Annotated in this window: 17 protein-coding genes; 10 read left to right on the top strand and 7 right to left on the bottom strand. The window is 70.1% G+C overall.

The features are described 5' to 3' along the window. Positions 1-97 precede the first annotated feature (97 nt). Positions 98-472: an FKBP-type peptidyl-prolyl cis-trans isomerase gene (locus tag ACFFRH_RS30345; RefSeq protein WP_344747984.1), complete on the bottom strand. Its 375-nt coding sequence runs from the start codon at positions 470-472 to the stop codon at positions 98-100. A 720-nt stretch (positions 473-1,192) separates the two neighbouring features. Between ACFFRH_RS30345 and ACFFRH_RS30340 the strand changes: the two genes are divergently transcribed. The 5 genes from ACFFRH_RS30340 to ACFFRH_RS30320 all read left to right on the top strand — a co-directional run bounded on the left by ACFFRH_RS30340 (position 1,193) and on the right by ACFFRH_RS30320 (position 7,038). Further along, positions 1,193-2,494 carry an ABC transporter substrate-binding protein gene (locus tag ACFFRH_RS30340; RefSeq protein ID WP_344747983.1) on the top strand — a complete coding sequence of 434 codons (1,302 nt, stop codon included), beginning with the start codon at positions 1,193-1,195 and terminating at the stop codon, positions 2,492-2,494. Positions 2,495-2,782: 288 nt separating this feature from the next. Beyond that, positions 2,783-3,751, top strand: coding sequence for a carbohydrate ABC transporter permease (locus ACFFRH_RS30335; RefSeq protein ID WP_386161096.1), 969 nt, complete (start codon positions 2,783-2,785; stop codon positions 3,749-3,751). A gap of 95 nt (positions 3,752-3,846) precedes the next feature. Continuing rightward, positions 3,847-4,605, top strand: a complete 759-nt coding sequence (locus ACFFRH_RS30330; RefSeq protein WP_329094169.1) for a carbohydrate ABC transporter permease — start codon at positions 3,847-3,849, stop codon at positions 4,603-4,605. Continuing rightward, complete coding sequence (locus tag ACFFRH_RS30325) at positions 4,602-6,020, top strand: GH1 family beta-glucosidase (RefSeq protein WP_386161094.1); 1,419 nt, start codon at positions 4,602-4,604, stop codon at positions 6,018-6,020. Before ACFFRH_RS30330 ends, ACFFRH_RS30325 begins: the two co-directional genes overlap by 4 nt. Positions 6,021-6,042: 22 nt before the next feature. Beyond that, entirely contained in the window at positions 6,043-7,038 is a 996-nt protein-coding gene (locus ACFFRH_RS30320) for a LacI family DNA-binding transcriptional regulator (protein ID WP_386161093.1), read from the top strand. Between the two features lie 108 nt (positions 7,039-7,146). Here the strand turns inward: ACFFRH_RS30320 and ACFFRH_RS30315 are convergent, their stop codons facing one another. After that, positions 7,147-8,142 carry a LacI family DNA-binding transcriptional regulator gene (locus tag ACFFRH_RS30315; protein WP_386161092.1) on the bottom strand — a complete coding sequence of 332 codons (996 nt, stop codon included), beginning with the start codon at positions 8,140-8,142 and terminating at the stop codon, positions 7,147-7,149. After that, positions 8,139-9,518: a GH1 family beta-glucosidase gene (locus ACFFRH_RS30310; protein ID WP_386161091.1), complete on the bottom strand. Its 1,380-nt coding sequence runs from the start codon at positions 9,516-9,518 to the stop codon at positions 8,139-8,141. The genes ACFFRH_RS30315 and ACFFRH_RS30310 overlap by 4 nt, the downstream gene beginning before the upstream one ends. Positions 9,519-9,713: 195 nt before the next feature. Between ACFFRH_RS30310 and ACFFRH_RS30305 the strand changes: the two genes are divergently transcribed. The 3 genes from ACFFRH_RS30305 (at position 9,714) to ACFFRH_RS30295 (ending at position 13,137) form a co-directional block, all read left to right on the top strand. Beyond that, positions 9,714-11,075 (top strand): ABC transporter substrate-binding protein, encoded by a 1,362-nt coding sequence (locus tag ACFFRH_RS30305; RefSeq protein WP_386161090.1) that lies wholly within the window; start codon positions 9,714-9,716, stop codon positions 11,073-11,075. An 81-nt stretch (positions 11,076-11,156) separates the two neighbouring features. Further along, the gene (locus tag ACFFRH_RS30300) at positions 11,157-12,131 is read left to right on the top strand and encodes a carbohydrate ABC transporter permease (RefSeq protein WP_386161089.1); all 975 of its coding nucleotides are present in this window, start codon (positions 11,157-11,159) and stop codon (positions 12,129-12,131) included. Positions 12,132-12,186: 55 nt separating this feature from the next. Continuing rightward, on the top strand, positions 12,187-13,137 hold the full coding sequence (locus ACFFRH_RS30295; protein WP_344749992.1) for a carbohydrate ABC transporter permease: 951 nt from the start codon (positions 12,187-12,189) through the stop codon (positions 13,135-13,137). Positions 13,138-13,243: 106 nt separating this feature from the next. Here ACFFRH_RS30295 and ACFFRH_RS30290 read toward each other — a convergent pair whose 3' ends face one another. Next, positions 13,244-14,170, bottom strand: coding sequence for a YflT domain-containing protein (locus ACFFRH_RS30290; RefSeq protein WP_344750019.1), 927 nt, complete (start codon positions 14,168-14,170; stop codon positions 13,244-13,246). 255 nt (positions 14,171-14,425) lie between these two features. On the opposite strand from ACFFRH_RS30290, the gene ACFFRH_RS30285 reads away from it, so the two are divergent. After that, positions 14,426-14,596 (top strand): hypothetical protein, encoded by a 171-nt coding sequence (locus ACFFRH_RS30285; protein ID WP_344749994.1) that lies wholly within the window; start codon positions 14,426-14,428, stop codon positions 14,594-14,596. Between the two features lie 52 nt (positions 14,597-14,648). Here ACFFRH_RS30285 and ACFFRH_RS30280 read toward each other — a convergent pair whose 3' ends face one another. Beyond that, positions 14,649-16,088: a GuaB1 family IMP dehydrogenase-related protein gene (locus ACFFRH_RS30280; protein ID WP_344749995.1), complete on the bottom strand. Its 1,440-nt coding sequence runs from the start codon at positions 16,086-16,088 to the stop codon at positions 14,649-14,651. A gap of 135 nt (positions 16,089-16,223) precedes the next feature. On the opposite strand from ACFFRH_RS30280, the gene ACFFRH_RS30275 reads away from it, so the two are divergent. Beyond that, positions 16,224-16,691, top strand: coding sequence for a GyrI-like domain-containing protein (locus ACFFRH_RS30275; RefSeq protein WP_344750018.1), 468 nt, complete (start codon positions 16,224-16,226; stop codon positions 16,689-16,691). Between the two features lie 191 nt (positions 16,692-16,882). Here ACFFRH_RS30275 and ACFFRH_RS30270 read toward each other — a convergent pair whose 3' ends face one another. Beyond that, positions 16,883-17,416, bottom strand: coding sequence for a hypothetical protein (locus ACFFRH_RS30270; protein ID WP_344749997.1), 534 nt, complete (start codon positions 17,414-17,416; stop codon positions 16,883-16,885). Positions 17,417-17,458: 42 nt separating this feature from the next. Next, on the bottom strand, positions 17,459-17,698 hold the full coding sequence (locus tag ACFFRH_RS30265; RefSeq protein WP_344749998.1) for a helix-turn-helix transcriptional regulator: 240 nt from the start codon (positions 17,696-17,698) through the stop codon (positions 17,459-17,461). Between the last annotated feature and the right edge of the window lie 231 nt (positions 17,699-17,929).

Here is a 17,929-nt window from a genome sequence, read left to right as displayed (position 1 = left end):
TCGCCGGACACAGGGGACGCGATAGGGCGCGATAGGACACGTAGGGCGGGCCACCCGTCGCCGGTGAGGCCCGCCCGTGCCGTCTCGCCTTGGGGCGTCAGCTCACGCCGAGCAGGTCCACGACGAAGATGAGCGTCTCGCCCGGCTTGATGCGGTTGCCCGCACCGGCGTTGCCGTAGCCGAGGTGCGGCGGGATGGTGAGACGGCGGCGGCCGCCGACCCTCATGCCCGCGACGCCCTGGTCCCAGCCCGCGATGACCCGGCCCCCGCCCAGCGGGAACTGGAAGGCGTCGCCACGGTTCCACGACGCGTCGAACTCCTCGCCCGTCGAGAAGGCCACGCCGACGTAGTGCACGGTGACCTGGTGCCCCGCCACGGCCTCCGGGCCGTCCCCTACGACGATGTCGACGATCTCCAGCTCCGAGGGCGGGGCGCCTTCCGGAAAGTCGATCTCCGGCTTCTCCAGTGCCACGTGGTTCTCCTTGGTTGGATACGCGCCGGTCGATTTCCGACCGGCCGGACGACTCTACGGGTTCCGGCGCCGCCACGAGAGCGATGGGGGGCCGGGGCGGCCTCCGCGTCGTCCCTGTCGTCCCTGTCGCCCTTCCGCGAGAGGCGAGCGGTTCCTCCCCGGGACTTCCCGGAGAGCTTCCCGGGGAGTTTCCCGACGGGCTTCCCGACGGACTTCCAGACGGGTTTCCCGAGGAGCGTTCCGATGAGCTTTCCGAGGAGCGGGGGTGGGTGTCCCGCCTACGGGGCGGCTTCGCGTACCGGGGGCGGCGGAAGGCGTCACCCGGGATCACGCCGCGCGAGGGCGGCGGCCATCGGCGCCGCGGGTGCCGGCGGCGCGGGAAGGCATGCGGAGAGTCGCTGGGGAGCGCTCTCTGAGAAAGAGAGTGAACCGCTCCGCGAGGGGTGTCAAGGGCTCGGCGCGGCATCGTGGAACACGACGGAAACGCGACCTTAATGTGACCTTTCATCGTGGGAGCGCTCCATTCACCATAAAATTTAACCCGAAAACCTCTGTGACCTGGTGAGATGTCTAAAAACCTGGGAGAGCGCTCTCCGTAAAAAGCTGATCCCCGGACTCCGATCGACGTCGGGGGGACCGTTGACACGTAACCCGCTTGGCATCAATCTGCTCAGGGAGCGCTCTCTCCATGATCACTTATGAGGACCCTAGGAGGGTTCCATGCGTAAGTTACGCCAGCGGTTCCTCGCCCCGATGGTCGCCGTTTCCGCCTTGGCCCTGGGCCTGACCGCCTGCGGCGGCGGTGACGCCGAGACCACCGGGACCGGCGGAGCGGCCTCCGCGCCGGCCGAGAAGATCAAGCTGACCGTCGGGCTGTTCAGCGACTTCCACTACGCGCCGCTGTACGAGGAGTTCAAGAAGACCCACCCCAACGTGGAGATCGTGGAGCGCCGCGCGCAGTTCAACGACCACCACACCAACCTCATCACCCAGCTGACCACCGGCGCGGGCGCCGCGGACGTGGTCGCCGTCGAGGGCGGTTACATCGGCGCCTTCACCCCGGTGCCGGACAAGTTCTACAACCTCAAGGAGTACGGCCTCGACAAGCGCGAGAGCGAGTACCTCGACTGGAAGTGGAAGCTGGGCGTCTCCAACGACGGCGCCTCGCTCCTGGGCCTGGGCACCGACGTCGGCGGCCTGGCCATGTGCTACCGCCCCGACCTGTTCAAGAAGGCCGGCCTGCCCACCGACCGCGAAGAGGTCTCGGCGCTCTGGCCGACGTGGGACGCCTACATCGAGACCGGCAAGAAGTTCGTCGCGGGCAAGGTGGAGGGCGCCAAGTTCACCGACGGCCCCGGCGAGCACTTCCGCGCCATGGTCGAGCAGGCCCCCATCGGTTTCTACGACGCCCAGTACAACATCGTCGCCGCCACCAACCCCGAGGTGCGCAAGGCGTACGACACGGGCGTGAAGATGATCGACGCCGGTCTGTCGGCCAACCTCGCCGCCTTCTCGCCGCCGTGGAACACCGGCATCGCCAAGGGCACCTTCGCCACCATGGTCTGCCCGGCCTGGAAGACCGGCACCATCAAGGACCAGAAGCCCGGTGAGGGCACCTGGGACATCGCCGCGGTGCCCGGCGGCGGCGGCAACCAGGGCGGTACCCACCTGATGCTGCCCAAGCAGGGCAAGCACCCCAAGGAGGCCGCGGCGCTGATCGACCTGCTGACCAGCAAGGAGAGCCAGATCAAGCTCTTCAAGGAGGCGAGCGCGCTGCCCTCGCTGCCCGCGCTGTACGACGACCCGGCGGTGAAGGACTACGTCAACCCGTACTTCGGCAACGCGCCGATCGGCAAGATCTTCACCGACGCCGCCAAGGCGCTCAAGCCGCAGCCCGTGGGTCCCAAGGCCGGTGACGTCCTGCAGGCGATCGGCAACGGCCTCCAGCGGGTCGACCAGGGCAAGCAGAACGCCGAGGAGGCCTGGGCGCAGGCGCTCAAGGACGTCGGCAGGATCAAGTAGTCGCCCTCCGGCCGGCTGGTCTCGCACCGGTCGGCCACCTGCCCGTGCCGCCCGCTCCCCGCGAGGGGCACGCCCCGGTCCCCGTGGGCCGCACGCGCTCCCCGTGAGCCGCACGCCCGTCCCCGCGAGGGTCCGCCTCTCCGGTCCCCGTGAGCGGCACGCCTCCCGTGCCGGCGAGCCGTGTGGCTCCCGGCGCGACGGGCCGCACGCCTCCCGCGTGCCCCCCGTGTGCCTCCGCGACGGGCCGCACGTCCCCCGCCGTCCAACGAATCGCCGAAAGGAGCTGCCATGGCCACCCGCGCGCCCGATCGCCTGGCGGCGGTCCCCCCGGACCGGCCGAAGCGACCTCCCCGCCTTCGCCGCCACCTGGTCCACCAACTCGACGTCAAGGGCTCGCCGTACGCCTACGTGGCCCCGTTCTTCCTGCTCTTCTCCGCGTTCGGGCTGTTCCCCCTGGCCTACACCGCCTGGGTGAGCCTGCACGAGTGGACGCTGCTCCAGGACGAGCAGACCTTCGTCGGCCTGGAGAACTTCAGGACGCTGCTCGCCGACGACTACTTCTGGAACGCCACCTTCAACACCCTGTCCATCGGGGTGCTGTCCACCGCGCCGCAGCTGCTGCTCGCCATCTGGCTGGCCCACCTGCTCAACCGGCCGCTGCGGGCGCAGACCTTCTTCCGTATCACGCTGCTGCTGCCCAACGTGACCAGCGTGGTCGCGGTGGTGGTCATCTTCAGCCAGCTGTTCGGCCGGGACTTCGGCATGATCAACTGGGTGTTCTCGCTGGTCGGGGTGGACGGCATCGCCTGGAACGAGGGGGTGCTCAGCTCCCACTTCGCCATCTCCACCATGATCATGTGGAGGTGGACGGGCTACAACGCCCTGATCTTCCTCGCGGCGATGCAGGCCGTGCCGCGCGAGCTGTACGAGGCGGCCACCATCGACGGCGCGAGCGGGATGACCCAGCTCCGCAAGATCACCATCCCGATGATCAAACCCACGATCATCTTCGTCGTCATCACCTCGACGATCGGCGCGATGCAGATCCTCGCCGAGCCGCTGCTGTTCAGCTCCTACATCATCACCGGCGGGGTGGACCGGCAGTACCAGACGCTCTCACTGTTCATCTACGAGAACTTCACCAAGCTTGACTTCGGCTACGCCTCGGCCATCTCCTGGATGATGTTCGTCTTCATCGTGGTGGTCGCCGGTATCAACTATCTGCTCACCCGTCGCGGGAAGGGAGGGCTGACGTGAGCGCTCACACCGCCGTCCCCGCGGTCCGGCGGCGCTCCGGCGGCGCCGCCCGCAGGCTCACCTACCTCACGCTGGCCGCGGTGGCGTTCTTCTCCATGCTGCCGCTCTACTACAGCATCGTGGTGGCCTCCCGCGACAACGCGGCCCTGGCCGACGTGCCGCCGCCGCTGATCCCCGGCGGCAACTTCTTCGCCAACGTCGCCCGCGTCTTCGACACGGTCCCCTTCGCGCTGGCGATGCTCAACTCCGTCATCGTCTCCGGCTCCGTCGCGCTCGCGGTGATGTTCTTCTCCACGCTGGCCGGATTCGCCTTCGCCAAGCTGCGCTTCCGCGGCCGCAACGCCCTGCTCCTGCTCACCGTGGCGACGATGATGGTGCCGACCCAGCTCGGCATCATCCCGCTGTACATGCTGATGGTGAAGCTGGAGTGGACCGGCACCATGTACGCGCTGATCGTGCCCGCGCTCGTCAACGCGTTCGGCGTGTTCTTCATGACCCAGTACCTCTCCCGGGCACTGCCGACGGAGCTGCTCGAAGCGGGGCGCGTCGACGGCTGCAGCACCTGGGGCCTGTTCTGGCACGTCGTGCTCCCGGCCGCCCGCCCGGCGGCGGCCGTGCTCGGCATGCTCACCTTCATGTCGGTCTGGAACGACTACTTCTGGCCGCTGGTCGTCCTGACCCCGGAGGACCCGACGGTCCAGGTCGCCCTGTCCACACTGGCCAGCGGATACGTCAACGACTACGTGCTCGGCCTGGCGGGTACCACGCTCGGCACGCTGCCGCTGGTCATCGTGTTCGCTCTACTCGGCAAACAGATCATCGGAGGAATCATGCAGGGAGCGGTGAAGGGATGACCGTCGTCGGCACTCGGGGGGCCACCCTTACGGAAGGGCGTGCGGACTTCCCCACCGGTTTCGTCTGGGGCGCGGCCACCGCGTCCTACCAGATCGAGGGAGCCGTGAAGGAGGACGGCCGCGAGCCCTCGATCTGGGACACCTTCTCTCGCACCCCGGGCAAGGTCGTCGGGGGTGACACCGGCGACGTGGCGTGCGACCACTACTTCCGCCACGCCGACGACATCCGGCTGATGACCGAGCTGAACCTGGCCGCGTACCGCTTCTCGGTGGCCTGGCCGCGCGTCCAGCCGTACGGCAAGGGACCCGTCAACACGCGCGGCCTCGACTTCTACAGCCGCCTGGTGGACCGGCTGCTGGAGGCGGGCATCACGCCGTACGCCACCCTCTACCACTGGGACCTCCCGCAGACGCTGGAGGACGCGGGCGGCTGGCCCGAGCGCGACACCGCCCACCGCTTCGAGGAGTACGCGGCGGCCGTGCACGCGCGGCTGGGGGACCGGGTCCGCAACTGGGCGACCCTCAACGAGCCGTGGGTGGCGGCCTTCCTCGGTTACGGCAACGGGGTGCACGCGCCCGGCAGGACCGACGCCGCGGCGGCCTTCCGCGCGGCCCACCACCTGCTGCTGGGGCACGGGATGGCGGCGCGGGCGCTCCGCGAGGGCGGCGCGGAGGAGATCTCGCTGGTCCTGAACCTGTCGCCGGTGATCACCCCCGCGCAGGTGGACGACCCGGGGGCCGAGACCTCGGAGGCGGACGCGGAGGCGGTCAGCCGGGTCGACACCCTGCTGGTGAGGCAGTTCGTCGACCCGGCGCTGCGCGGGGAGTATCCCGCGGAGTTCCTCGACATCGTCGGGCGCAACGGCGGCGTCGGCCACATCTGGGACGGCGACCTGGCGACCATCAACCAGCCGATCGACCTGCTGGGCATCAACTACTACAACCCGTGCGTCGTGGAGGCGGGTCCCGGCGAGGCGGCCGACGCGGCGTGGCCGGGCAGCGAGGACATCCGGTTCTGCCCCGCGGACGGCGTGCCCGCCACCGCGATGGGCTGGCCGATCGTGCCGAACGGGCTCTCCCGCCTGCTGGTGCGGCTCTCCGACGACTATCCGGAGGTCGGCCTGCTCATCACCGAGAACGGCGCGGCCTTCGACGACGTCGTGGAGGACGGCCGCGTCCACGACGTCCGCAGGACCGAGTACCTGGACGGCCACCTGCGCGCCGTGCACGCCGCGATCGCCGACGGGGCGGACGTGCGTGGTTACCTGGTCTGGTCACTGCTGGATAATTTCGAGTGGGCCGAAGGGTACCGGCGCAGGTTCGGGATCGTGCACGTCGACTTCGCCACCCAGCGGCGCCTGCTCAAGGACAGCGCGTTGTGGTACCGCGATGTCATCACCCGTAACGGACTGTAATCGACCATAGGGGAAGAACACGATGAGACGACCCACCCTGGAGGCGGTCGCCGCCCGTGCCGGGGTCTCCCGGTCGACCGTCTCCCGGGTGGTGAACGGCCAGACCACGGTCACCGCCGACATCCGGGACCTGGTCATGCGCGCGGTGAACGAGCTCGGCTACGTCCCCAACGGGGCGGCGAGGAACCTGGTGACCCAGACGACCAACTCGGTCGCCCTGGTCGTCTCGGAGTCGCCGAACCGGGTGTTCTCCGACGACCCGATGTTCTCCACCGTCATCCGCTCGGCCAGCCTGGAGCTGGAGGCCGTCAACAAGCAGGTCGTGCTGCTGCTCGCCGGGTCGCCGGAGAGTCACGCCCGGGTGGAGCACTACATCGCCGGCGGCCACGTCGACGGCGTGATGCTGGTGTCCAGCCACGGCGCCGACCCGCTGCCGGTCGCGCTCACCCGGCTGCGCGTCCCGGTCGTCTCCTACGGCAGGCCCGCCGTGCCGGTCGCGATGCCGTACGTCGACAACGACAACGTCGACGGCGCCGCCACGGCCGTGCGGCACCTGCTGGAGCGGGGCAGGCGGCGCATCGCCACCATCGCCGGGCCGCTGGACATGATCGGCGGGCAGGACCGGCTGGCCGGGTACCGCGAGGTGCTCCGCGACTCCGACCGCCGTTCGATCATCGCGGTCGGCGACTTCACCCGCGAGTCGGGGGCGGTCGCGATGCGGCAGCTGCTCGCCGACGACCCGGAGATCGACGCGGTCTTCGCCGCGAACGACCTGATGGCGATCGGCGCGATGCACGCGCTCCGCCAGGCGGGCCGGCGGATCCCCGAGGAGGTCGCGATCGTGGGCTACGACGACATAGAGGCCGCCCGCTACACCGACCCGCCGCTGACGACCGTCCACACGCCGCACGCCGAGCAGGCCGCGGAGATGGTCCGCCTGCTGCTCTCCCTCTTCGAGGGCGGCCCCGCCGAGCCGGTGATCGTGTCCACCGAGCTGGTCGTCCGGGCGTCCTCGTAGTCCCCGGCCCGGGCCCCGGTCGGACTCACGGTCCCGGCCGGGATCCGGGCCGTACGCCCCCGGAGGGCGGCGCTGGAGGACGGGCCGGGGGTGCGGCCCGGCCGGTGTTCAGGACCCGGTGGATCCCCGGACGACCAGCTCGGTGGGGAGCATCACCTGTGACTTCTCCTCCAGGTCGAGGACCATGCGGGCGAGCCTCCGGCCCATCTCGACGGTCGGCTGCCTGACGGTGCTCAGCGGGGGCTCGGTGTAGGACGCGGCCGGGATGTCGTCGAAGCCGACCACCGCGACGTCGTCGGGGACCCGCCGGCCCGCCTGGCGCAGGGCCGTCAGCGCGCCCAGCGCCATCAGGTCGTTCGCCACGAACACCGCGTCGATCTCCGGGTCGTCGGCGAGCAGCTGCCGCATCGCCGCCGTCCCCGACTCGCGGGTGAAGTCGCCGACCGCGACGATGGAGCGGCGGTCGGAGTCGCGCAGCACGGCGCGATAGCCGTTGAGCCGGTCGATCCCGGCGATCATGTCCTGCGGTCCCGCGATGGTGGCGATGCGCCGCCTGCCCCGCTCCATCAGGTGCCGCACCGCGCGCTCGGCGCCGCCCGCGTTGTCCATGTCCACGTACGGCAGGCTGCTGGGCACGGTCGGCCGGCCGCTGCACACCACCGGCACCCCACGCCTGGCGAGGATGCCCGGCAGCGGGTCGGTGCCGTGCATGGACGCGATGACCACGCCGTCGACGTGGCCGTTGGTGGCGTAGCGCTCGACCCGCTGGTAGCCGCCCGCCATGCCGGTGAGCATCAGCACGAGCTGCTTGTCGGCCTCCTCGATCTCCATGCTGACCCCGCGGATGATCCCGGCGAAGGTGGGGTCGTCGGAGAAGACGCGGGTCGCCGGCTCGGGGAAGACGAGCGCTATGGAGTCGGCCCGCTGGGTGACCAGGCTCCGCGCCGCCTGGTTGGGCACGTAGCCCAGCTCCTCCACGGCGCGGTTGACCGCGTCGCGGATCTGCGGTGCCACGCGCGTGGAGCCGTTGACCACGCGCGAGGCGGTCGCCCGGGACACGCCGGCCCGGGCGGCCACCTTCTCCAGGGTTGGACGGGCCCTCACAGCCCGTTCCGGCGTACGACCTCGCTGTACCACAGGGCGCTGTCCTTGGGAGTGCGGCGTTGCGTCGCGTAATCGACATGTACGACACCGAAGCGCTTGCGGTACCCTTCGGCCCACTCGAAGTTGTCAAGGAGTGACCAGACGAGGTAACCGCGCAGGTCGGCGCCACCTTCGATGGCCGCGTGCGCCGCGCGCAGGTGCCCGTCGAGGTAGGAGAGACGGCCGGTGTCGTGCACCTCTCCGTCCTCGACGACGTCGTCGAAGGCGGCGCCGTTCTCGGTGATGATCAGTGGGGTGCCCGGATAGTCGCGCGAGAGCCGCAGGAGCAGGTCGGTCAGGCCGAACGGCTGGACCGGCCATCCCATCGCGGTCTGCGGCGCGTCGGCCCCGCCGAAGGCGATGCCCTCGCTGCCCGGGTAGACCGGGTTGGCGGGCTCGCCGCTGCGGGCGGTCACGGTCTGCGGGTGGTAGTAGTTCACGCCCAGCAGGTCGATCGGCTCGCTGATGGTCTCCAGGTCCCCGTCGTGGACGAAGGACCAGTCGGTGAAGCGGCGGGCCCGCTCGACGACGTCGGCGGGATACTCCCCGCGCAGCAGCGGGTCCAGGAAGATCCGGTTCTGCAGGCCGTCGACGAGCTCGGCGGCCGGGGTGTCGTCGCCGATCACGGGGGAGAGGTTGAGCGTGACGCCGACCGTGGCGGCGCCGGAGGCGCGCAGCGCCTGGACGGCGAGGCCGTGGCCGAGCAGCAGGTGGTGGGCGGCGGAGAAGCCCAGCGCGGGATCGGCGAGACCGGGGGCGTGGATGCCCGACGCGTAGCCGAGGAAGGCCGAGCACCAGGGCTCGTTCAGGGTGGTCCACGTCTCGACCCGGTCGCCCAGCCTGCCGTGCGCGATCGCGGCGTAGTCGGCGAAGTGCGCCGCGATCTCCCGGTTGGTCCAGCCGCCGCGGTCCTCCAGGGTCTGCGGCAGGTCCCAGTGGTAGAGCGTCACGATGGGCGTGATGTCGTTGGCCAGGAGCTCGTCGACGAGGCGGTCGTAGAAGTCCAGGCCGCGCGGGTTGACCGGGCCGGATCCGTCGGGCTGCACGCGGGGCCAGGAGATGGAGAAGCGGTAGGAGTGCAGGCCGAGGTCGCGCATGATCGCGACGTCCTCGGGATAGCGGTGGTAGTGGTCGCACGCGACGTCCCCCGTGTGGCCCGCGTGGACCTTGCCGGGGGTCCGGGAGAAGGTGTCCCAGACGGAGGGTCCCCTGCCGTCATCCCGGGCGGCGCCCTCGATCTGGTAGGCCGCGGTGGCGGCGCCCCAGACGAAGCCCTCGGGAAACCTCAGCACGCCGGAGTCCTGAAGGTCGTAGGACTTTTCGGCGGACATGGTCATGTCCTCACCGCCCCATTCTGTTCGGATGTCACGTGAGAGCGCTCTCTGGAGCATCACGGTATCGCACTGATGGTGTCAAGAAAATTGAGACCGTAACCGTAATATCACAGTTCTTGACATCAGGTTGTGGGCAGACAATTCTTCCAGAGAGCGCTCTCACACTCCCCGGCAATTGTGTAAATGGAGGAAGGTTCCATGTCGCTCCTCTCTCGGCCTCGGCGCACCGCCCTTGCGGCGGGCACCATAGGGCTGGCGTTGGTCGTCACCGCCTGTGGATCATCGGACCCCGCGCCGTCGGCGGGCGGCGGCGCCAGCGCCAGCGCCGCTCCCGAATGCGCCGCCTTCAGCCAGTACGGCAAGCACGAGGGCAAGACCGTCAGCATCTACTCGCCGATCCGTGACACGGAGGCCGACCTCTTCGAGCAGGCGTGGAAGCCGTTCGCCGACTGCGTCGGAATGAAGATCACCTACGAGGGCACCGGCGAGTTCGAGGCCCAGATCCAGGTCCGCGCCGACGGCGGCAACCCCCCTGACATCGCCTTCTTCCCTCAGCCGGGCCTCCTGGAGCGCTTCGCCAAGGCCGGAAAGCTCAAGCCCGCCTCCGAGGAGGTGAAGAAGCTCACCGCCGAGGGCTGGTCGGAGGACTGGGCCAAGTACTCCACCGTCGACGGCGTCTTCTACGGCGCCCCGCTGGGCGCCAGCGTGAAGTCCTTCGTCTGGTACTCCCCGAAGATGTTCACCGAGAAGGGCTGGGCCGTCCCCAAGACCTGGGACGAGCTCATGACGCTCACCAACACGATCGCCGGCAGCGGCGTCAAGCCGTGGTGCGCGGGCATCGAGTCCGGTGACGCGACCGGCTGGCCGGCCACCGACTGGATCGAGGACCTCATGCTCAGGGAGGCCGGTCCCGAGGGATACGACGACTGGGTGAGCCACAAGACCCCGTTCAACGACCCCAAGGTCACCGCGGCGGTCGACAAGGTCGGCGCGATCCTGAAGAACGAGAAGTTCGTCAACGGCGGCTACGGCCCGGTCAAGTCGATCGCCAGCACCGCCTTCCAGGAGGGCGGCGTCCCGATCACCGAGGGCAAGTGCGCCCTGCACCGCCAGGCGTCCTTCTACGCCAACTTCTGGCCCGAGGGCACCAAGGTGGCCGAGGACGGCGACGTGTTCGCCTTCTACCTGCCGGGCAACGACCCGGCCAAGAAGCCGGTGCTCGGCGCGGGCGAGTTCGTGGCGGCCTTCACCGACCGTCCCGAGGTCCAGGCCGTCCAGGCCTACCTCGCCGGCGCGGAGTTCCCCACCACCCGCATGAAGCTGGCGACCTACGTCACCGCGCGCAAGGGCGTCGACCCGGCCAACGCCCAGAACCCGATCGACAAGCTCTCCATGGAGATGCTCCAGGACCCGAGCACGGTCTTCCGCTTCGACGGCTCGGACCTGATGCCGGCCGCGGTCGGCGCGGGCACGTTCTGGAAGGGCATGACCGACTGGATCAACGGCAAGGACACCAAGACGGTCCTCGACTACATCGAAGCCTCCTGGCCTAAGTCCTGATAAATCCCGGTGGGTCCGGTCCCGCGTGACGCGGGACCGGACCGTCGCCCGCCCGGCCCGATCCTTCCGGGAGATCCTCCGATGGACTTCGACTTCGCCGCCGAACTACCCAAAATCGTCCAGCTGCTGATCGGCGTCGCCGCGTTCCTCGTGGTGGTCGCGGTGGTCCTGCTGCTGGTCGACCGCGCCCCGATGCGGCGGCGCGCGTGGACCCACGCCACGATCCTGCTCCTGCCCGCCCTCCTGCTCCTCTCCATCGGCCTGGTCGTGCCGGCCGTGCGGACCACCCTGCTGTCGTTCATGAGCGGTGACGGCAAGGAGTGGGTCGGCCTGGCCAACTACGCCTGGATGTTCACCCAGCCAGAGGCGGTGACCGTCCTGCGCAACACCCTCGTCTGGGTGCTGCTCGTCCCGCTGCTGGTGACCGCGATCGGGCTGGTCTACGCCGTCCTGGTCGACCGCACCCGCTTCGAGTCGCTCGCCAAGTCGCTGGTCTTCCTGCCGATGGCGATCTCCTTCGTCGGCGCGGGCATCATCTGGCGCTTCGTCTACGCCTACCGCTCCGAGGAGCAGGACCAGATCGGCCTGCTCAACCAGATCACGGTCGCCTTCGGCGGCGAGCCGCGGCAGTGGCTCCAGGACGCGCCGCTCAACACGCTGTTCCTGATCGTGGTCATGGTCTGGATCCAGGCGGGGTTCGCCACCGTGGTGCTCTCCGCCGCGATCAAGGGAATCCCCGCCGAGATCGTCGAGGCCGCCAAGCTGGACGGGGCGACCCCGCTGCAGATGTTCTTCCGGGTGACGCTGCCGTCGATCCGCCCGGCCGTGATCGTGGTGCTGGTCACGCAGTCGATCGGCACGCTCAAGCTGTTCGACATCGTCCGCACCATGACCGGCGGCCAGTTCGACACCAGCGTCATCGCCAACGAGATGTACAACCAGGCGTTCCGGTACGGCGAGACGGGCAAGGGCGCGGCCCTCGCGGTCTTCCTGTTCGTCCTGGTGACCCCGATCGTGATCTACCAGATCCGCCAGCGCAGAGAGGCCGTCAGGTGACCGGGCGAGCGGGCCTGCACGGCGCCGCGAGCACGCGGCGGGCGAAGGAGTCCACATGGCCACGTTGACCCAGACCGTGGTGCGGCCCGAGGTGACGACCGCGCCACAGCGCGTACGGCGGAGGCTGAGCGGCCGGGTCGCCAGCGCCGTCGCGATCGTCATCGCCGTCCTGTGGACCACACCGACCTTCGGCCTGCTGCTCTCCTCGCTGCGCCCGGAGGACCAGATCAAGTCCACCGGCTGGTGGACGTTCTTCTCCAGCCCGCAGCTCACGCTGGAGAACTACCAGGAGGTCCTGTTCGGCACCTCCTCGTCCTCCGGCCAGATGATGAGCTTCCTGATCAACTCGATCGTCATCACGATCCCGTCGGTGCTCTTCCCGCTGGCCCTGGCCACCTTCGCCGCGTACGCGCTGTCCTGGCTGCCGTTCCGCGGGCGAGAGTGGATCTACATCGGCATCTTCGCGCTGCAGATCGTGCCGCTGCAGATGGCGCTCGTGCCGCTGCTGTCGTTCTTCTCCGAGGGGGTGTCCGTCTTCGGCGTGCAGCTGATGCCCGCCTGGGACCTGGAGGGTCCGGCCCGGTTCGTCCAGGTCTGGTTCGCGCACACCTGCTTCGCGCTGCCGCTGGGTATCTTCCTGCTGCACAACTTCATGTCCGAGCTCCCCGGCGAGCTGATGGAGGCGGCGAGGGTCGACGGGGCGAGTCACGGGAAGGTCCTGCGCACGATCGTCCTCCCGCTGGTCGGGCCCGCGCTCGCCACCTTCGCGATCTTCCAGTTCCTCTGGGTCTGGAACGACCTGCTGGTGGCCCTGATCTTCGCCGGGGGCACCCCGGAGAGCGCCCCGATGACGGTACGGCTGGCGCAGATGGCCGGCACCAAGGGCAACGAGTGGCAGCGCCTGACCTCGGGGGCGTTCGTCTCGCTGGTCATCCCGCTGATCGTCTTCCTGTCGATGCAGCGCTACTTCGTCCGCGGCCTGCTGGCGGGCAGCGTCAAGGGCTGATCGACGGCACCCCGCCGCCCTCCGCCGCGACCCGGCGGGCACCCCCTGACCTGGGGGCGCCCGCCGGGTTTCTCGTACGTGCCTCGGGCCTCTCCGGTGCGAGGGCTCAGGAGCCGGGCCGCTCCTTGGCGGCCGAGGCGGTGGAGCGGTCGGGGGAGGTGGGCTGAGCGGGAATCTGGTGCTCGGCGGTGTCGGGCCGTGCCGGGACGGGGCGCTCCTCGGTGTCCCGCGGGGTGTCCGACGAGATGTCCGGCGAGGTGCTCGACGGCACCGCGGGGGCCGGGGCGTCCTCGGTGGCGGGCCCGGCCGGGGCGTCCGCGTGCGCGGGAAGGTCGGAGGTGGCCGGTCGCGGGGCGAGATCCGGGGTGACCGGCTGCGGGGGGAGGCCGGAGGTGACCGGACGGCCCGAGATGTCGGGGGCGGTCGGCTGCGGGGGGACGTCGGTGGCGAGCGTCTGCGGGGGGACGGGGTGGCGGGGGGCCGTGGTGCCCGCGGCGGCCGGGTCGTACAGGCCGGCGGACGGGGGAACCTCGACCACCATGGTGTCGGCCGGGCCGGGGGTCGACTCCAGGACGGCCCGCGCGTGGTCCATGTGCGAGGCCGCGACCAGCACGTCGTAGCGACCGGCGACGATCGCGCTGCGCGAGGCGAAGTCCCGCTTGCCCCCGGTGAACACGTGGTTGATGAACCCGAACGCGGCGCCCATCACGGCACCCCACAGGGCCGCCCAGAGCACGAGCACGAAGAACGACAGCGTGGTCGAGGTGAACAGGCCGAGGAACATGCCCACCACGGCGCCGAAGGCCGCGCCGCTCCCGGCTCCGGTGAGCGCGGCCCGGCCGTTGGTCATCCTGCCGGTGACGGTCTCCTCGAGTTTCAGGTCGCTGCCGACGATCGCCACGTTCTCGACGGGAAATCCCGCGTCGGAGAGCGCGTCCACGGTTCGCTGCGCCGCGAGGTAGTTGTCGTAGCCTGCCAGGACCCTCCGGTCCACGACGACCTGCGTGTCCAGGCCGGTGGGCGTTCCATTCATGTCCGCTCGCCTTTCGGGGGTGGGAGATGGCTCGACGGGCCGACTACCCCGTGGCCGTAGGAGGATGCGTGCTTTCCGCCGGGATCTCGCCGCGAGTGGCGGACCTGGGAACCGTAGGCGAGCCAACCCCATTAATCGGGAAAGAAATCCGGACAATTTGGACATCGGTAAGGGCTTACCGTTAGGGTTCTTGAAGATGACACCGGTAGGAGCCGGGAGACGGGCACCGGTGCCAGGGTCACGAAGGAATCGGAAATGATCGTGTTCATCGTGATGGTGGAGGTGCTGCTGGTGCTCGCGGCCTTCGCCGCGGTGTACGGGCTCACCCGCTACCGGAGCAGACCGCTGTGGCTGGAGGAGCGGCGCCGCACCTTCGGCACCCACGCCGACCCCGACGACCAGACGCCGCGGGCCTGCGGGGGGTGACGGGCGAGAGCGGGCGCCACGCGCACGGCGGCGCCGCGCTCCCACGGGTGGATCACCAGCTCTGGTGGAGCGGCATCCCCTCGGTGTAGCCGGACGAGCTCTGCACGCCGACCACCGCGCGCTCGTGGAACTCCTCCAGCGTGGCGGCGCCCGCGTAGGTGCAGGAGGAGCGCAGGCCGGCCACGATGGCGTCGATCTGGTCCTCGACGCTGGGCATGGCCGGATCGAGATACATCCTGGAGGTGGAGATGCCCTCCTCGAACAGCGCCTTGCGTGCCCGGTCGAAGGGCGAGTCCTCGGCCGTGCGCAGCCGTACCGCGCGGGCCGAGGCCATGCCGAAGTTCTCCTTGTACTTGCGCCCGTCGGCGGAGGTGCGGGTGTCGCCGGGCGACTCGTAGGTGCCCGCGAACCACGAGCCGATCATCACGTTGGACGCCCCCGCGGCCAGGGCGAGGGCCACGTCGCGGGGATGGCGGACGCCGCCGTCGGCCCACACGTGGCGGCCCAGCCCGCGGGCCTGCGCGGCGCACTCCAGTACGGCGGAGAACTGCGGGCGGCCCACGCCGGTCATCATCCGGGTGGTGCACATGGCCCCCGGGCCGACGCCGACCTTCAGGATGTCCGCCCCCGCCTCGACGAGATCCCGCACGCCCTCGGCGGTGACGACGTTGCCCGCCGCGACGGGCACGTCCGGGCCGAGCGCGCGGACCGCCCTCAGGGCGCTGATCATCTTCTCCTGGTGGCCGTGGGCGGTGTCCACGACCAGGCAGTCCACCCCGGCGTCGAGGATCTCCTTGGCCCTGGCGGCCACGTCGCCGTTGACGCCGACGGCCGCCGCGACGCGGAGCCTGCCCGAGTCGTCGACGGCGGGACGGTACAGGGTGGCGCGCAGCGCGCCCGTCCTGGTCAGGATGCCGACCAGCCGGCCCTCCGCGTCCACGACGGGGGCGAGCCGGTGGCGGCCCCCGTGGAGGCGCTCGAAGGCCTCGCGCGGGTCGAGCCCGGCGGGCAGCGTGAGCAGGTGGTCGGACATCACCTGCGAGAGCTGGGTGTACATGTCCACGCCGGAACAGTCGCTCTCGGTGACCACTCCGACCGGGCGGTTGTCCCAGTCGACGATGATGATCGCGCCGTGGGCCCGCTTGGGCAGCAGGTTGAGCGCCTCGCCGACGGTGTCGTGCGGGGTGAGCGTCAGCGGCGTGTCGTGGACCAGGTCGCGTTTCTTGACCCAGTCGACGACGTCGGTGACCACGTCGATCGGGATGTCCTGCGGGATCACGGTGATTCCGCCCCGCCGCGCGACGGTCTCGGCCATCCGCCGTCCCGCCACCGCCGTCATGTTGGCGACCACGATGGGGATGGTGGTTCCGGTGCCGTCCCGGCTGGAGAGGTCGACGGCGAGCCGCGAGCCGACGGAGGAGAGCGACGGGACCATGAAAACGTCGCTGTAGGTCAGGTCGTAGGCCGGTGCCGTCCCATTAAGAAATTTCACGTTGATCCACCTTATCCCGTGAATTGCCAGAGATGAGCGTTCCCCTTTTCCAGGTCTCCGAAGAGGACCGGGCAGGTCGGGCCGGAGGCTAAGATCCGGTTTGCGTGAATAAGTGGATGGCCATGAGGAGGCATTGTGATCGTGGTTGATCGGCCCGAGATGCTCGTCGTAGGCCATGCCGTACGGACGTCGAACGCCGACGAGATGGAGCAGGGCCGGGGGAGGCTCGGCGCGCTCTGGGCGCGGGCGGGATCCCCGGGGGCCTTCGCCCACGTGCCGGGACGGGTCGACGAGAACATCTACGCGGTCCTCACCGACTATGAGAGTGACCACCACGGCGCCTACACCCAGATCGTCGGGGTCGCCGTGCGCAGCGCGGCGGCGCTGCCCGAGGGCATGGTGGCGGTACGGGTGCCCGGGGTGCCGTCGTTGAAGATCGAGGCCCGCGGGCCGATGCCGGGCGTCCTGCAGGAGGCATGGCAGCAACTGTGGAAGCACACCGAGTCGGGGGGCACCCCGCCGAGGTCCTTCACCACCGACCTGGAGGTGCACCACCCGGGGGGCGCCGACATCTACGCGGCGGTCCTGTCCCCGATGCGCTGAGCGGGACCGTTCCCGGCGCGCCGGCCTGGTCGGCCGGTGCGCCGGGCGGTGCGGACCGGCGCGGACCGGCGCGGACCGGTGCGGCCCCCGTGGCCGTACCGGGCCTTCCCGCCGTGCCCTGCCGTGTCCCTTCGTGCCGGGACCCCGCCGCCGTACGAGCCGCTCCGGCCGGTTCGCCCACCGGGACGGGCTCAGGCGTCGTCGCCGGGCGGGTCGGGCAGCCGCCAGCCAGAGACGACCAGCGGAAGCACGAAGTGCGTCAGGCCCAGGGCGAGTGCCAGGGCGAGGACCGCGTCCCCCGGCATGGAGTAGTCGCGGCCCTGCGCCGTACCCAGCGCGACGGCCATGACGAAGACGGCGGCCAGGACGCCCGTCGTGACCCGGTGGGCGATGGCGACGGCCCGCAGGCGCTCGCCCACCTGGCGCTCGTCCAGGTCACGCTCGGACAGCTCGACGACGCCGCGGGTGGCGATGTTGAGCAGTGAGACGGCCGGCAGGTAGATGACCAGGCTGAGCGCCATCAGCGCGAAGTCGGACAGGTCGGCGCCGTCACTCGGCGCGCCGGCCCAGGAGACGGCGACGTCCGCCCACAGGAGCGTCAGCGAGAGGACCACCGCCGAGGCGATCAGCCGCCTGCGGCCCCGGGTGGCGTACCAGCCGGGCAGGTAGTCGCGCTGCATGACCTCCACACGGGTCTGACGCCAGCTTTCCTTCAACGTGTTCATCGAATACCTCCGGAGGAGACCCGGCCTTCCGGCCGGGGAGGGTCAACTGATCTGGCCGCTGCCGAGCCTGGGGAACGGTTTGAGGGAGAACACGACTTCCAGCGGCACCTCGAAGTGCTCGGCGATCCGCATGGCGAGGAACAGGCTCGGGCTGTACTCGCCGCGCTCCAGGTAGCCGATCGTCTGGTAGTGGACCCCCAGCGCGGCCGCCAGATCCTTGCGCGAGATCCCGCGCTCGGCTCTCAGCACCGAGATCCGGTTGTAGACGTCTTCCGCTGACATTCCGGCGCCCCTCCCCGCTCAGGAGAGCCGCGCGGCTGGTGGCGGGGTGTGGATACGTGATGCAGTACTCATGCGAATGAATGTAGTACATCTACTACATTCGAATCAACACCTACGACGAATGGAGACACAGTTACGACAGGCGTGAGGAGTCGATCGGGCCCGGAAAAGAGCCGGGCCGCCCGGTCGGTTCGCGATGGCGCGTCCGACCGGGCGGCCCTGGGCCGCCCG

Origin of the sequence: Streptosporangium vulgare, assembly GCF_042428775.1 — a bacterium.
Lineage (GTDB): Bacteria > Actinomycetota > Actinomycetes > Streptosporangiales > Streptosporangiaceae > Streptosporangium > Streptosporangium vulgare.
The sequence above is the reverse complement of the archived record's forward strand: the minus strand, read 5'-3'. Positions and strand labels throughout refer to the sequence as shown.

What these genes read in the sequence shown, in the direction of transcription:
- ACFFRH_RS30310 (WP_386161091.1), bottom strand. Translation starts at nt 9,518, where the DNA reads ATGACCATGTCCGCCGAAAAGTCCTACGACCTTCAGGACTCCGGCGTG.
- ACFFRH_RS30335 (WP_386161096.1), top strand. Translation starts at nt 2,783, where the DNA reads ATGGCCACCCGCGCGCCCGATCGCCTGGCGGCGGTCCCCCCGGACCGG.
- ACFFRH_RS30330 (WP_329094169.1), top strand. Translation starts at nt 3,847, where the DNA reads ATGCTGCCGCTCTACTACAGCATCGTGGTGGCCTCCCGCGACAACGCG.
- ACFFRH_RS30295 (WP_344749992.1), top strand. Translation starts at nt 12,187, where the DNA reads ATGGCCACGTTGACCCAGACCGTGGTGCGGCCCGAGGTGACGACCGCG.
- ACFFRH_RS30320 (WP_386161093.1), top strand. Translation starts at nt 6,043, where the DNA reads ATGAGACGACCCACCCTGGAGGCGGTCGCCGCCCGTGCCGGGGTCTCC.
- ACFFRH_RS30305 (WP_386161090.1), top strand. Translation starts at nt 9,714, where the DNA reads ATGTCGCTCCTCTCTCGGCCTCGGCGCACCGCCCTTGCGGCGGGCACC.
- ACFFRH_RS30300 (WP_386161089.1), top strand. Translation starts at nt 11,157, where the DNA reads ATGGACTTCGACTTCGCCGCCGAACTACCCAAAATCGTCCAGCTGCTG.
- ACFFRH_RS30325 (WP_386161094.1), top strand. Translation starts at nt 4,602, where the DNA reads ATGACCGTCGTCGGCACTCGGGGGGCCACCCTTACGGAAGGGCGTGCG.
- ACFFRH_RS30340 (WP_344747983.1), top strand. Translation starts at nt 1,193, where the DNA reads ATGCGTAAGTTACGCCAGCGGTTCCTCGCCCCGATGGTCGCCGTTTCC.
- ACFFRH_RS30270 (WP_344749997.1), bottom strand. Translation starts at nt 17,416, where the DNA reads ATGAACACGTTGAAGGAAAGCTGGCGTCAGACCCGTGTGGAGGTCATG.
- ACFFRH_RS30285 (WP_344749994.1), top strand. Translation starts at nt 14,426, where the DNA reads ATGATCGTGTTCATCGTGATGGTGGAGGTGCTGCTGGTGCTCGCGGCC.
- ACFFRH_RS30290 (WP_344750019.1), bottom strand. Translation starts at nt 14,170, where the DNA reads ATGAATGGAACGCCCACCGGCCTGGACACGCAGGTCGTCGTGGACCGG.
- ACFFRH_RS30265 (WP_344749998.1), bottom strand. Translation starts at nt 17,698, where the DNA reads ATGTCAGCGGAAGACGTCTACAACCGGATCTCGGTGCTGAGAGCCGAG.